Source organism: Pseudorhodoplanes sinuspersici, assembly GCF_002119765.1.
GTDB classification, from domain to species: domain Bacteria; phylum Pseudomonadota; class Alphaproteobacteria; order Rhizobiales; family Xanthobacteraceae; genus Pseudorhodoplanes; species Pseudorhodoplanes sinuspersici.
The window spans coordinates 3,608,160-3,621,495 of the sequence record NZ_CP021112.1 but is presented as its reverse complement, the minus strand read 5'-3'; the positions used below and the strand labels follow the sequence as shown (position 1 = coordinate 3,621,495).

13 protein-coding genes are annotated in these 13,336 nt (G+C 57.9%); 11 read left to right on the top strand and 2 right to left on the bottom strand.

Annotated features, from left to right (window positions below; translation table 11 throughout):
• Positions 1–126 precede the first annotated feature (126 nt).
• The 7 genes from waaF to CAK95_RS17570 all read left to right on the top strand — a co-directional run bounded on the left by waaF (position 127) and on the right by CAK95_RS17570 (position 4,697).
• Positions 127–1,170 (top strand): lipopolysaccharide heptosyltransferase II, encoded by a 1,044-nt coding sequence (gene waaF, locus CAK95_RS17595; RefSeq protein WP_086089085.1) that lies wholly within the window; start codon positions 127–129, stop codon positions 1,168–1,170.
• The gene (locus CAK95_RS17590) at positions 1,167–1,757 is read left to right on the top strand and encodes a D-sedoheptulose 7-phosphate isomerase (RefSeq protein WP_086089084.1); all 591 of its coding nucleotides are present in this window, start codon (positions 1,167–1,169) and stop codon (positions 1,755–1,757) included. The genes waaF and CAK95_RS17590 overlap by 4 nt, the downstream gene beginning before the upstream one ends.
• Positions 1,758–1,790: 33 nt before the next feature.
• Complete coding sequence (locus CAK95_RS17585; RefSeq protein WP_086089083.1) at positions 1,791–2,312, top strand: D-glycero-alpha-D-manno-heptose-1,7-bisphosphate 7-phosphatase; 522 nt, start codon at positions 1,791–1,793, stop codon at positions 2,310–2,312.
• Between the two features lie 265 nt (positions 2,313–2,577).
• On the top strand, positions 2,578–3,000 hold the full coding sequence (locus tag CAK95_RS17580) for a hypothetical protein (RefSeq protein WP_147413424.1): 423 nt from the start codon (positions 2,578–2,580) through the stop codon (positions 2,998–3,000).
• A gap of 84 nt (positions 3,001–3,084) precedes the next feature.
• A complete protein-coding gene (locus CAK95_RS29280; RefSeq protein ID WP_157699657.1) occupies positions 3,085–3,519 on the top strand; it encodes a hypothetical protein in 435 nt (144 codons plus the stop codon).
• A 569-nt stretch (positions 3,520–4,088) separates the two neighbouring features.
• Complete coding sequence (locus CAK95_RS17575; protein ID WP_086089081.1) at positions 4,089–4,403, top strand: hypothetical protein; 315 nt, start codon at positions 4,089–4,091, stop codon at positions 4,401–4,403.
• Positions 4,404–4,463: 60 nt separating this feature from the next.
• Positions 4,464–4,697: a hypothetical protein gene (locus CAK95_RS17570; protein WP_086089080.1), complete on the top strand. Its 234-nt coding sequence runs from the start codon at positions 4,464–4,466 to the stop codon at positions 4,695–4,697.
• 44 nt (positions 4,698–4,741) lie between these two features.
• Here CAK95_RS17570 and CAK95_RS17565 read toward each other — a convergent pair whose 3' ends face one another.
• The gene (locus CAK95_RS17565) at positions 4,742–5,359 is read right to left on the bottom strand and encodes a hypothetical protein (RefSeq protein WP_147413420.1); all 618 of its coding nucleotides are present in this window, start codon (positions 5,357–5,359) and stop codon (positions 4,742–4,744) included.
• A gap of 1,891 nt (positions 5,360–7,250) precedes the next feature.
• On the bottom strand, positions 7,251–8,324 hold the full coding sequence (locus tag CAK95_RS17550; protein WP_086089077.1) for a glycosyltransferase family 4 protein: 1,074 nt from the start codon (positions 8,322–8,324) through the stop codon (positions 7,251–7,253).
• A 119-nt stretch (positions 8,325–8,443) separates the two neighbouring features.
• On the opposite strand from CAK95_RS17550, the gene galE reads away from it, so the two are divergent.
• The 4 genes from galE (at position 8,444) to CAK95_RS17530 (ending at position 13,191) form a co-directional block, all read left to right on the top strand.
• Positions 8,444–9,430 carry a UDP-glucose 4-epimerase GalE gene (galE, locus tag CAK95_RS17545; protein WP_086089076.1) on the top strand — a complete coding sequence of 329 codons (987 nt, stop codon included), beginning with the start codon at positions 8,444–8,446 and terminating at the stop codon, positions 9,428–9,430.
• A 258-nt stretch (positions 9,431–9,688) separates the two neighbouring features.
• Entirely contained in the window at positions 9,689–11,482 is a 1,794-nt protein-coding gene (locus CAK95_RS17540) for an ABC transporter ATP-binding protein (RefSeq protein ID WP_086089075.1), read from the top strand.
• 147 nt (positions 11,483–11,629) lie between these two features.
• Entirely contained in the window at positions 11,630–11,878 is a 249-nt protein-coding gene (locus tag CAK95_RS17535) for a helix-turn-helix domain-containing protein (RefSeq protein ID WP_086089074.1), read from the top strand.
• Positions 11,878–13,191, top strand: coding sequence for a type II toxin-antitoxin system HipA family toxin (locus CAK95_RS17530; protein ID WP_086089073.1), 1,314 nt, complete (start codon positions 11,878–11,880; stop codon positions 13,189–13,191). The genes CAK95_RS17535 and CAK95_RS17530 overlap by 1 nt, the downstream gene beginning before the upstream one ends.
• The last annotated feature ends 145 nt before the right edge of the window (positions 13,192–13,336 follow it).

The window sequence follows — 13,336 nt, the reverse complement described above, 5'->3', positions numbered from 1 at the left end:
GCAACTTTCATGACCAAGAGCGGCGAATCCCACCGTCTCAATTCATAGTCGACAATCAAGCCTCAAGCGCGCTAACCCCTTGCCACGACAGCGCGAACTCACAGTGAATCATCATTTCCACAAGAAATGAGCCAGAATTCAGATCATAAGGCGGCCGGAGCCGACAGCCCGATCCTCATTGTCCCGTACATGTGGATCGGCGATTTCGTGCGCGTGCATTCGGTCGTAAGGCTGTTGAAGGCTCGCTGGCCGGACCGGCCGATCGACCTGATCACCAGTTCGCTTTGCGCCCCGATCCTCGATTATCTGCCCGGCGTGCGGACAGGAATTGTCGCCGACCTGCCCCGAAGGCGCCTGCCGTTCGGACAATATCTTGAGCTGGCACAAAGGCTTAAAGCAGAACGATACGGCACGGCGCTGGTCATGCCGCGCACCTGGAAATCCGCCCTTGCCCCGTTCCTTGCCGGCATCCCAGAGCGGATCGGCTTCGCCGGCGAAGGCCGTTTCCTCCTGATCAATGATATGCGCTGGGGTGAGCGCAAACTGGAACGGATGATCGATTGTTTCGGCGCCCTGGCGCTGCCGAAAAATGCAGTGCTGCCAAAGGATTGGCCTCTTCCCGACATCGACGTGCCCGCCGCCGAAATCGAGGCTTGGCGGGCCCGCAATGGCCTTTCCGGAGGCCGGCCGGTGGTGGCTTTCGCGCCCGGCGCGGTCGGGCCTGGCAAGGCCTGGCCGCCGGAACATTATGCAGAACTCGCCCGCCGGCTCGCCGCCGATGGATGCGAGATCTGGGTCCTGGGAGGCCCGCAAGAGCGACAGATTGCCGAGAAACTCTGCGGAATCGGCGGCGAATCGGTGCGGAATCTGACCGGAAACGACCTGCGAAATGCGATTCTCGCGCTTCGTTCCGCCGACGTCGCGGTGACCAACGATTCCGGCCTGATGCACATCGCGGCAGCGATCGGGACGCCGACGGTCGCGATCTTCGGACCGACCTCGCCGCGGCTCTGGGCTCCGCTCAATCCCCTGGCGGCGATCATCGAGCCGCCGGGCCAGTTTGCCAACATCAAGGATCGCAGCACATCTGGCGTCGATGTCGGACGGGTCCACGATGCAGTCCGCGCCGCCTTGCCCCAGAAGCTTACCACCGGTACCAACGTGTCATGATCGTAGAAGATGAGATCCTCGGCTATTTTAGACGCTCGAGAGAAGCTGTTCAGCGCGCGGAGGACGACACTGCTCTCGTTCACGCGATCGCCTCGATTGCACAGCGCATTGCCGCGTCCCTTCAGGGCGGCGGCAAGCTGATGCTGGCCGGCAATGGCGGCAGCGCCGCGGACGCACAGCACATCGCCGCCGAACTCCTCTCGCGCTTTAAACTCGACCGTAATCCCCTGCCCGCGATCGCGCTGACCACCGACACGTCGGTGCTGACCGCCATCGGCAACGACTATGGCTATGAGCACGTGTTCGAACGCCAGGTGCGCGGGCTCGGCCGTCCTGGCGATGTGTTCATCGGCATCACCACGTCAGGGAGTTCTCCCAACGTCGTGATGGCGCTGGAAGCCGCCCGCGAGAGCGGGCTTGTCACCGTCGGCTTCACCGGCACGCGCGGACGGGCAATGCAACCGCTCTGCGATCTCCTTCTTGTCGCGCCGTCCGACGAAACTGCGATCATTCAGCAGATTCACATCACCGCGGCGCATGCGATCTGCGGCCTTGTCGAGCACGAGTTGTTTCCGAAAAAGCTGTAAGCCAAAAAGGGCGCAAGCCAAAAGGTGTACGCCATGACCGCGACACGCAAGCCGGCAGCGTTCCTCGATCGCGACGGCGTGCTCAATCGCGACGACGGTTACATCGGCACCATCGACCGCTTTCACTGGACCGACGGCGCCGCGGATGCCGTGCGGCGGCTGAACGACGCCGGCTATCACGTCTTCATCATATCCAACCAGTCCGGTGTCGCGCGCGGCATGTTCACCGAGGACGATGTCGAATCGCTGCATGACTGGATGCGCGCGGAGCTGTCGCAGCAGGGTGCGCGGATCGACGACATCCGCTTTTGCCCGTTTCATCCGGATGCGCCGCTGACGGCCTATCGCCTCGACAGCGACTGGCGAAAGCCCAAGCCCGGCATGCTGCTCGACCTGATCGAACACTGGCCGGTCGAATTATCCGGCAGCTTTCTGATCGGCGACAAGGACAGCGACCTGCGGGCGGCAAAGGCCGTCGGCATCGATGGTTATCTGTTCGAGGGCGGCAATCTCGCGAGGTTTGTCGATGGGGTGATTGCAAAGACGCGAGGATGATCAATCCACGCAAGTAACGAACCGATTTTGCAACACAGTTTAATTCTTGAAATCAGTTGTGCTGGCTTGCAACGAGACATAGACGCGGATTTGGAGCCGGCACAATGACAGCCCGGAAAAGTAGAATCGCAGACATTCGCGCTGATGGGCAATCGCCTATCGGAACCCGATCCACATAGCCCACGCGTGATTTCAGAAAATTGCGAGTTTGACGAGGTTCGCATATACCGGCGGGCGAGTGGGGGAAGAAATGTTTCGGATTGGAATGCTCGCTGCTGTTTGCGCCGGCCTTTTGGGCTGCGCAGGGGTGGAAAAAGCAATAAACGACAGAGCGAAAGAGATTATCGACTCTCAGAAAATTCCGGATGCGTCACTCGCACCTGAACAGGTTGCGCGACTGGAAAAACTCTCTGACGATTCACAGGTGGTTTGGGTGAAAGCGGGTACGCAAGCGGACGGGAAAGTCTTCGTTTGCTACGTAACGAAAACGCCTCAAATAAATATTTGGGGCAAACGGCTGAGAGACCTGATCTATGTCCACGCCGGAGTCTTTGAGCGGGGCGATACGTTCAAAGAGCTCTCCACTGTGCTGCTGAGAGACTCTGGTTTGATTGAGTGCCACGCAAGAGGCATCGAGCCTCCCGTCAGAAAGGTGTTGCGAGACCGCTTTGATTTTAGCACGAATTGACGAAGAGAAAGCACGGCCCGTTGCCGATGTAAGCAGGATTTCGTACGGCGCACTCGAGGACGAGCGAGAAACGAGACGGCCCTCGTGAAGTCTGCCGCTGATTCTATCTATCTGGTCCGCTCACACGAGATTATTGCAGCGCGAGTCCTAGAACCTTCTCATAGCGAGCGGATTCAAATGAACGAAGGATACAAGGCAACTGGCGCTGAGGGAGAATATAAAATCCGTCATGGTGGGTACCACCCGGAAGCGGGGGATTTCTATCGTTACGAGGATCAACAAAGACTCTTTTGGTTCTATGTCGATGTAAAAACGAACTTCAAACAACTAACGATGGTTGTGAATTGTGCAACAGCAGAACGCCTTGCTGGAGCTGGTCTCCAATTTCCACCGTTGGAGCTAAAAACAATCGAAGACAATATCCGTCGGTATTTCGTGTCAGTTGATATTGTTGGGAGACCAAGATCCTCTGCTGATCCGGCTCCCAATGTTATCTTCAGCTGGAAATTTCCCTCTTGAGCGCGCGCGATAACACCCAGTCATCGGGCGCCAACGTCAGTGATCTGGACCACGCGACTGCTGGTCGAGGTTGGTTCCGTTGCCTGAACCGCGAAGCTCAACTGAGCATTGCCAACCTCACGATCCCGACGGTAAAAAGGCAATCCGTGGGGAGAAATCATATGATTTAGGCTCCTGCACTCGTTGCGCTTTGCGCTGGGCAGTTGGGCTGCGCGGGCGCTGAGAAGACGATAAACGAACGAGCAAATGATGTTATCGCTGCTCGGCGGATCCCGGACCTTCAGCTTACAATTGAACATCTCGCATTAGCCCGGCATGCTGTCGACCTGATCGAACACTGGCCGGTCGAATTATCCGGCAGCTTCCTGATCGGCGACAAGGACAGCGCCTGCGGGCGGCGAAGGCCGTCGGTATCGATGGCTATCTGTTCGAAGGCGGCAATCTCGCGACGTTTGTCGATGGGGTGCTTGCAAAAGCGAGAGAGTGATCCGAACGGGCTCCCCGATGGCAATCAAGCAAAGAGACGATGAGCAGCATTAACACCTGATAATGGGCGAAAAGACTGCATCATGTATAACTTTCGCAACTATGTTCCACCGCCAAAAGCCCCGAAGCGCACGCCAGCAGACTATGCGCGTATCGGCAAAACCATAATTGCGCTCGGCGCCGTATTCTTCATCGGAAGCTTTGCCTACATGCGACAGGGCAGCACCATGTCATCGATGCAGGCTCTGGTGGCGTCCTTCCCCATGCTTCTGATTTTTGTTGGCTTCGGCGCAGCGATTTGGAAACAAGGAATGGCCGGCTTGGGACCGATGATTGCCTATCTTTCAGCCGTCATCGCCGCCTGCGGAGCGGCTGCGGCCTGGCTATGGGGAACGTGATCGCGAAAATTCCTGCAGCAGAAAAGTCCGCTGACGCGAGATAAGCTTTGGATCGATACGATGAACTATTCAACCGGGGAATCCGTCGAGTTGGGCGACACCGTCAAATTGGTCGATGGCACTGAAGGTCATGTCGTTTGCGTCATCCACACCGGGCAGTTCAGCGCTGCTTATAAAGAAGCTGATTGGGCATATTTAGAATACGGAACGCTCGTTGATTTCGCGGATATGGGGCTGATTCACTACAAGTCGTTTGATGAGGACCTCGTTTTTGTCACACGGGCTAACACCTAGATACGATCCGAAGGCCACCGATTACACCGTAGCGTCGGCCGCAACTAGGTGGTTCGAGCCTGCCGTCCGACAAGTTGGCCCAATAACCAGGCGACCAAACCGAGGATCGGGAGGAACCCGGTCAGCGCGCTGAGAATGAAAAAATACTCAAAGCCAACAGCGTCGACGATCGCAACAAACCCAGGAAAGATGGTCTGGACCGGTGACCAAAGCAACACAGCCTCTATGATTCCGATGCCCTGGCCAGCATCGCGAGCGTTCGAAACCATTTCCGTCGCCAAGCCGAACAGAACGAAATTTGGTAAAGACATCGCCACGACGGCAAACCACATGGCATGCCGGGCTGAGCCAGCATGCGGCCAAATTCGTCCAACCACATACAGCGGCACGAACGCCCAGTTCAGCAAGGCAAAATCGGCCGGCAGAGAATAGACGAACGACCTAAATCGATATCCAGGCGCACCAGGCTGAATCAGACCAAACTTGTACGAGAAATAAAGGATCACCGCGCACGCGCTCGGACCAATTGAAAGCACTGCCAGTGCGATGAGGGGAATATTCGTCCAAGCAGGCGCGCGGTTACGCCCCGCCCAATAGCCAAACGCTACCAGAAGCAAAAGAACTGTCAGAGCCAGGTAACGAGGCCATTCTGGAGAAAACATTATTGCTCCGGTGTTGGAAAACGCTTCTCTTTGTCGATGCGGGAAGACGCTTCCACATCGGCAGGTCATCACATGAAGTGCAGGGGAGAATTGATGAGCAGTTGATTTGATGCGCCATTATTGCAATTGGGGTTTTAGGCGGCAGATTCGTATACTGCATTAACACGAGCAACATTCAAATCGGATTGTTTTGCCCGCCTGTCTTTTTACTCTTTTCACTCATAAGAGCCATCGCTGGAGCGTTGTTGTATTATTCAGATACTTTGATAGAACCTCGGCAATCCAAGCCGTTGGAATTGTCGCGCAATCTCACGACGCGACGGCGACGCTCTGATCATCGCCTGCCCGAAATGCAACGCCAAGGTTTGAACGGCGGCTTAGCCTGCAAAACTAAATCAAAACGTGAAGAGCCGCATTTGCGCGGATTTATTTTGATTGTCTTCGGCGTTTTCACGGCGCGCTTGGAAAGAAACTCAAGATCGCGTGCTCTCGCAGGGACGTTTCCCTGCATCGCGCCGGAACGCAATCACGGGAAGATCGTTCGATGTCCAAATGCTTTTGAATCGGGCGGTTCCCTATGTCAGCCGGGCGAGCAATGTGGACATTATGTTTACTGCTATGTGTGTTGCTCTTCCTATCCCAGCATGCAGGCGCCCAACGTGGAGCGGCATTCTCGATTGTCCAGGACGTGACGACGAACAGGTGCAGCATTGTCGCGCAGAGGGCCACCACGACCGCCGAGCAGACTGTCCTTGGAGAGTTCGGATCCCTGGCCGAAGCCCAATCCAGATTAAAACGAATCCTCATATGCAGAGACCGCAACACGCGACTAACGGCGGCTGAGCGAAGCTGGCGGGACTCCTATGCCCAGCTGTTGGAGGATCAACGGCGCCATCAAATGCAACGAAATGCGCGAGCGAGATCATTGCTGGACGATGATCGGCGTCAGCAACGCATGTCAAATCGCAGAGGGCAAACGCGGCACGTCGCGCACCCTGTCGGACGGGCAGGCCGCACGGCTTACAAAAGCAGCAGGGATCAAATCAAGGCGCAATGAGGGCTTCTGGCGTCTCACCCATATTCACTAAAATCCCGGGTCACTGCGCCGCCCCTAACACTCTTTCTTTTGCCGCACATGCGTTGACGACGCACCGAAGTCCGTGGCCAGCTTTTCTTCAACTACCGAAAAAAGTGATTGCTGCGCCGAAGGCACAACCAAGACAGTGTCGAATTCCAAAAATGCTGGCCGCAGAGGCATCCGTTCGAAGGCGGCAGCCCGGTCACCTTAGTCGGCCAGGTCCTCTCACGCCACCAGTGATGAGGGAACAATTCCGGGAGTTTCAGTCGAGCAGAAAAATACGACTGTCTCGAACTGGTATTGGCAATCGTCGCAACTCCAGAGATGGCGAACGCGACGCTCGTCCACGTATTCAGACCAAACCGGGGCAATCAAACGGGCTCCGCATTGAGCACACGGCAATTTGCCGAAGGTGGAGAGATTCGCAGACAGTGTCGCGGTCACTGTATTTCCTCCCTTGGTTTCTTGATTGTTTGTGGCAGCGTTGTTAGTGGCAGCGCCCGCATTCTGGAAATGCGATTTCCAAAACGCAAGACGTTTAAAAAGCACCTATGGCGAAAGGTTACCACCCTTGATTGTCAGATTTATGATTGAAGCAGCGCAATATCGATTTTGCAGCGCAAAGATGATTGCCAAATGGAACTTCTGGCGCTTAAGAATTGCGGCGCTCAGCGGACCTCGTTAACGCACCAACACCGGCCAAAAGCCGCATTGTACAAAAGCGTACGAGACCACGATGGTTTTGGATCAAACGATCTACGGTCGCAAACGTCATCGATTATCGTCCGAAAAAGTGCTTCGCGCTTTTCGGCCTCACACTCCAGCCAACACACGCCGGTAAACCGCCGCGTATTTTTCTGCCTCAGCCTCGACACTGAATTGCGCGACAACATGCGCGCGAGCGCGTTCGCCCATCGCGGCGGCCGCATCGGGATCGCGCATCAGCGACTCCAGCGCTGCCGCCAATGCATCGGCATCTCCCGTCGGCACCAGCACGCCGTTCTGTCCGTCGGTGACAACGGCTTCCGCCGCGCCCGCACGCGCGGCAACCAACGCATCGCCCGAGGCCATCGCTTCAAGGATCGTCAGTCCAAAGCCTTCATTGCGCGAGGTAAATGCGTAAATGAGAACGCGGCGATACCATGGCGGCACATCGTCGATCGGCAGCTCACCAAGGATATGCACGCGGTCCTGAAGACCTGATTGCGCGACGCGTTCCTTCAAACGCGCTTCAAAGGATGCATCGTCGATCGCCCCGATCACCACCGCGCTGAAATCGGGATAACGCGGCAGCAGACGGCACATCGCCTCGATGAAGACGTCAGTCCCCTTCTGATGCCGCACGCGGCCGAAGCATCCGATCGCATATTTGCTGCGGATGTCGCCTTCCCGCAGTTCAGCCTCGCGATTGTCCGGCGGCCGGTATCGTTCGATGTCGACGCCATGCAGGATCACCTCGCATGGCACTTTCAGGTAGGAGGCCGATGCCGGGCTTGTCGCAATCACCGCATCCATGCGTTTGATCAGCCAGCGCGTGATTCCGGTGTGGTGGCGCTGCGCCGCCGAGGTGAAGACAAGGCGCAGCGGCCAGCCGAGCCATTTCAAGGCGAGCCCAGCCATCATCTCGTTATTGCGGCGCGCATGCCAGACGATGGGACGACGGGCAGAAGACCGAAGTGTCAGCAGATCGCCGAAGGTCATGGTCTCGACACCGGCCGGTGCATCGGGGCCGAGCCAGCGCGCCGTCATCAGACGCGCCACACGCGGCGCGATCATGCGGTTGGTCGCGGTGACGCCAGTGTAATTCCAGTGCAGATTCGGGATGATGACGTTGAGGTCGGTCAAGATCGTTGTGGCCGGTTGAGATTTGGCGCCCTTATTACCCATTTTTTCACGCCGGTCGCTACATTCTCCGCTCATTCCCGCGAAAGCGGGAATCCAGGAGATTTGGCTCTGGGTCCCCGCCTTCGCGGGGACGAGCGGGGAGATACAGGAGATTTTCCATCATGACCGTTCTGGTCACCGGCGGCGCCGGCTATATCGGCAGCCACATGGTTTATGAATTGCTGGATGCGGCCGAGGACGTCGTGATCCTCGACAATCTGTCGACCGGTTTTCGCTGGGCCATCCCTGAACGCGTGCCGCTCTATGAAGGCGATACCGGCGACCTCGAACTGGCGCGCTCGATCATCGCGCGGCATGAGGTCGATGCCATCATCCATTTCGCGGCCTCGATCGTGGTGCCGGATTCGGTCGCCGATCCGCTCGGCTATTATCGCAACAACACCGCCAATTCGCGCACGCTGATCGAGGCCGCCGTCAGTTCCGGCGTGAAGCATTTCATCTTCTCGTCCACCGCCGCTGTTTACGGCAATCCCAAATCAGTGCCGGTGAGCGAGAACGCGACGCCCGATCCGATGTCGCCTTATGGCTCATCGAAGCTGATGACCGAGATCATCCTGCGCGACACCGCCTTCGCGCATCCGCTGAAATATGCCGTGCTGCGCTATTTCAATGTCGCGGGCGCCGACCCGCAAATGCGCACCGGACAATCGACGCCGGCGGCGACGCATCTGATCAAGGTCGCAGTGCAGACCGCGCTTGGCATGCGCAAGAAGATGGACGTGTTCGGCACCGACTATCCGACACCCGACGGCACGTGTATCCGCGATTACATCCATGTCAGCGATCTCGTGCGGGCGCATTCCGACGCGCTGCGTTACCTCCGCAATGGCGGAAATTCGGCCACGTTCAATTGCGGCTATGGCCGCGGCTTCTCTGTTTTAGAGGTGATCGAAACGGTGAAGCGCATCTCGGGCGTCGATTTCCGGGTCGAGATGTCGGCCCGGCGCCCTGGCGACCCGGCACAGATCGTGGCCGCCTCGGACAAGGCCCGCGATACGCTGCACTGGCAGCCCCGCTACGACGACCTCGACACGATTGTGGCAAACGCCCTGGAATGGGAACAAAAGCTGCGGAAACGCAACGCCTGACTTCTGTTTTCCGCTCATCCCCGCGCAAGCGGGGATCCAGAGCCATCAGCACTGATCTCGCGGAAGCTTTCTGGATTCCCGCTTGCGCGGGAATGAGCGGCGGCGGGTTCAAATTGCAACGCCGCGTTGTCCCGCAACACTTGAAATATCCCCCCGAGCGGGCAGGTAGGCTCGCTGGAGCATGGTCCGTTCCATTTCGGGACGGGCCATGCTCCAACATGCGTATGGCCTTCCGATTGAGGGCATAAGGGACGGGATATGGCGCCGAAGGCCCCAGCAGACAGCGAGAGCTCGTATCAACTGATCCGGCGCCTCGTGACCGAATACGGCGCCAAGCACTGGAAGCGCTATGCCGTCGCGTTCGCGCTGATGGCGCTGTCGGCGGGGACCACGGCGCTGATCGCCTATCTGATGGGGACGATCGTCAACAAGGCCTATGTCGATCGCAGCTTCCAGGCGATCGTCATCATTGGCCTCATTACCATCGTCATCTTCTGCGCGCGAGGCCTTGCGACCTATTTCCAGGCCGTGATCATGTCACGCATCGGCAATGCGATCATCGCCGAGAACCAGCGCAGATTGTTCGACCGTCTGATGAACCAGAACCTTGGCTTCTTCGCCGAGCGGCATTCATCGGAATTCCTGCATCGGCTCTCGACCGGCGCCAATTCGGCGACGCAGGTGCTGAGGCTGCTGGTGACGTCGGTCGGACGCGATGCGCTGTCGCTGATCGGCCTTGCCACGGTGATGGTGATCCAGGATCCGGTGATGTCGCTTTCGGCGCTGATCATCGCGCCGCCGGCGATGTGGATGATCCGCAAGCTGGTCAAACGCATCCGCGCCGTCGCCAAGGCGCAATTCACCGGCGGCACGCGACTGTTCCAGACCTTGCAGGAAACGATCCAGGGTATCCGCACCGTCAAGGCCTTCACGCTCGAAGATCGCCTGCGCCATCGCTATTACGAGAATGTCGCGGCGGTGGAATACGAGGCCAACAAGATGGCCCGCGTGTCCAACCGCTCGAGCCCGACGATGGAAGCGCTCGCGGGCGTCGCCATTGCGGCCGGCGTGATCTATGGCGGTTATCGCACCATCGAGATGAATGCGACGCCGGGCGAGTTCTTCTCCTTCATCACCGCATTCCTTCTGGCCTATGAGCCGGCGAAACGGCTGGCGCGGCTGCAGATCGAACTGAATGCCGGTCTCGTCGGCGTGCGGCAATTGTTCGACATTATCGATGCGCCCTCGACGGAAGCGGCCGATGTCGACAAGCCGAAGCTCGTCATGGACAAGGGCCGCGTCGAGTTCAAGGACGTGCGGTTCGGCTATCGCGAGAACGAGCCGGTGTTGCGCGGGCTCTCGCTCGTCGCGCAAGCCGGGCAGATGACGGCTCTGGTCGGCCCCTCTGGCGGCGGCAAATCGACGATCCTCAACCTCATCCTGCGGCTTTACGAGCCGCAATCCGGATCGATCACCATCGACGGGCAGACCATCACGGCTGTTTCCCGGCATTCGCTGCGGCAGCAGATCGCTTATGTCGGCCAGGACGTATTTCTGTTTCACGGCACGATCCGCGACAATATCGGCTTCGGCAAGGAAGGCGCGACCGAGGACGAGATCATCGCAGCGGCCAAGGCCGCCAACGCCCATGACTTCATCATGTCCTTCCCGCATGGCTATGACACGCATACGGGCGAACAGGGCCTGCAATTGTCGGGCGGCCAGCGCCAGCGCATTGCCGTCGCGCGCGCGCTGATCAAGGATGCCAAGCTGATCCTCTTGGATGAGGCGACCGCGGCACTGGATTCGGAATCCGAACGGCTAGTGCAGGATGCCATCGCCCATCTGACGCAGGACCGCACCACCATCGTGATCGCCCACCGTCTGCATACGGTGGCGCATGCCGACCGGATCTTTGTGATCGAGGAAGGCGTCGTGGCCGAGGACGGCCGCCACGAGGAACTGCTGCGCAAGGGCGGACGCTATGCGTCCTTCTACCGGCTGCAATTGCAGAACCAGGACGAGCCGGAGCTGGTGGCCGCGACGGCCTGAGGCTGCTTGGGCCGTAAATAGGCGTATCCTATGCGCCAAATCCGATAAGTGTGTTTTATGTTGATTAACGCATAAAAAACATTTATGCGCTAAATCCGATATATCGAATTTATCGGCTTTAGCGCATAACACGAGTGTGAGTCCCCAATGACCGAACTCGCCCGCACTCCCAAACAAATCGGCAACTCGATCCGCCGCACCCGCAAAAAACGCGGCCTGAACCAAGCCCAACTCGCCGCTGTGAGCGGTTTACGCCAGGAGACGATTTCTCTGATCGAGACCGGCAATCCAGCAACAAAGCTAGGAACGATCTTGGCGGTCCTAGCCGCCCTTGATCTTGAGTTCCAGATCGCACCTCGATCTAGGGAGAACACCTCCATCGAGGACATCTTCTAATGCCTCGACGTCCCCGCCATCCGCCGTTGCGCGTCTTTCTAAATAACCGTCTGGTCGGCCATCTGCACAAGGCCGCAAGCGGTGCCATCGACTTCCGCTATGACCCCGATTGGCTTGAGTGGGAGCATGCACTCCCCGTGTCGATGTCTCTGCCTTTACGCGAGGATGCTTATCGCGGAGAACCGGTCACGGCTGTCTTCGACAACTTGCTTCCCGACTCCGACATGCTGCGACGCCGGATCGCTGAGAAGGTCGGCGCGGCTGGCACCGACGCCTACAGTCTTCTCGCCGCCATCGGTCACGACTGCGTTGGCGCCATGCAATTCATGGCGGACGACAAAGACAATCATAAGGCCAGCGATCATGGTCTTTCCGGCGATGCCGTCGACGACGAACAAATTGAAAAACTGCTCAAAAACTTGCCCCAGACGCCGCTGGGCCTCACGCGCGATGATGACTTCCGCATCTCTATTGCGGGTGCACAGGAGAAAACAGCACTACTCAGGCTGAATGGAAAATGGATAAAACCTCACGGCACAACACCAACAACCCATCTTTTCAAAACGCAGATCGGCGAACTGCCAAACGGCGTCGATCTTTCAAACAGCGTCGAGAATGAATATTACTGCCTGAAACTTGCAGCGGCTTTCGGTCTGCCAGTTAACAAGGCGGAAATTATCACGTTCGGCAAAACGCGCGCCCTTGTGATCGAACGCTTCGATCGCCTTTGGACCAAAGATAGACGACTTTTACGGCTTCCCCAAGAAGACTGCTGCCAAGCCCTGTCCGTGCCGCCAACCCGCAAATACCAAAGTGAGGGCGGCCCTGGCCTCGTCCGGCTTCTTGATCTGCTCAAGGGCAGTGACAACCCCGCCGTCGATCAAACGACTCTTTTCAAAGCACAGATTCTATTCTGGTTGGTTGGTGCAACTGACGGGCATGCGAAAAACTTCAGTATCTTCCTCAATCCAGGCGGACGTTTCCATTTAACGCCACTGTATGACGTGCTGACAGCACAGCCAAGCCTCGACAACGGCCAGATCCAACCCAAACAAATGAAGCTTGCAATGTCGGTTGGCACAAACAAGCATTACCGGATTGCCGACATCGTAGGGCGGCATTTTGTGCAGACTGGAAAAACCGCGGGCCTGGCAAAATCTCTCGTCAGCAACGCAATTGAAAGCATGGCTACGGCCGCGGACACGGCGCTGGCTGAAGTAGAAGATCAATTGCCAAGCGATTTCCCGGAAGCGATCCACACCTCTGTCAAGGCTGCCGTCACCGCGCGTTTAAGCGCCTTGCAAAATCAGTGATGCCGCCATTCCAGAGGACACGCGCCGGATTGGGACGCGTCCAGACCCCAGAAACACGAATGCCGGGATCCCCCGATCCCGGCATTCGACCGCCCAACCCCCGCCAAACACGTATAGGCGAAACCGTCCGCGCCCCGCGCGGCAC

Excerpts from the sequence above, each read along its gene's own strand:
- CAK95_RS17590 (WP_086089084.1), top strand. The coding sequence starts at position 1,167 with ATGATCGTAGAAGATGAGATCCTCGGCTATTTTAGACGCTCGAGAGAA.
- CAK95_RS17530 (WP_086089073.1), top strand. The coding sequence starts at position 11,878 with ATGCCTCGACGTCCCCGCCATCCGCCGTTGCGCGTCTTTCTAAATAAC.
- waaF (WP_086089085.1), top strand. The coding sequence starts at position 127 with ATGAGCCAGAATTCAGATCATAAGGCGGCCGGAGCCGACAGCCCGATC.
- CAK95_RS17580 (WP_147413424.1), top strand. The coding sequence starts at position 2,578 with ATGCTCGCTGCTGTTTGCGCCGGCCTTTTGGGCTGCGCAGGGGTGGAA.
- galE (WP_086089076.1), top strand. The coding sequence starts at position 8,444 with ATGACCGTTCTGGTCACCGGCGGCGCCGGCTATATCGGCAGCCACATG.
- CAK95_RS17570 (WP_086089080.1), top strand. The coding sequence starts at position 4,464 with ATGAACTATTCAACCGGGGAATCCGTCGAGTTGGGCGACACCGTCAAA.
- CAK95_RS17575 (WP_086089081.1), top strand. The coding sequence starts at position 4,089 with ATGTATAACTTTCGCAACTATGTTCCACCGCCAAAAGCCCCGAAGCGC.
- CAK95_RS17585 (WP_086089083.1), top strand. The coding sequence starts at position 1,791 with ATGACCGCGACACGCAAGCCGGCAGCGTTCCTCGATCGCGACGGCGTG.
- CAK95_RS17535 (WP_086089074.1), top strand. The coding sequence starts at position 11,630 with ATGACCGAACTCGCCCGCACTCCCAAACAAATCGGCAACTCGATCCGC.
- CAK95_RS17550 (WP_086089077.1), bottom strand. The coding sequence starts at position 8,324 with ATGGGTAATAAGGGCGCCAAATCTCAACCGGCCACAACGATCTTGACC.
- CAK95_RS17565 (WP_147413420.1), bottom strand. The coding sequence starts at position 5,359 with ATGTTTTCTCCAGAATGGCCTCGTTACCTGGCTCTGACAGTTCTTTTG.
- CAK95_RS17540 (WP_086089075.1), top strand. The coding sequence starts at position 9,689 with ATGGCGCCGAAGGCCCCAGCAGACAGCGAGAGCTCGTATCAACTGATC.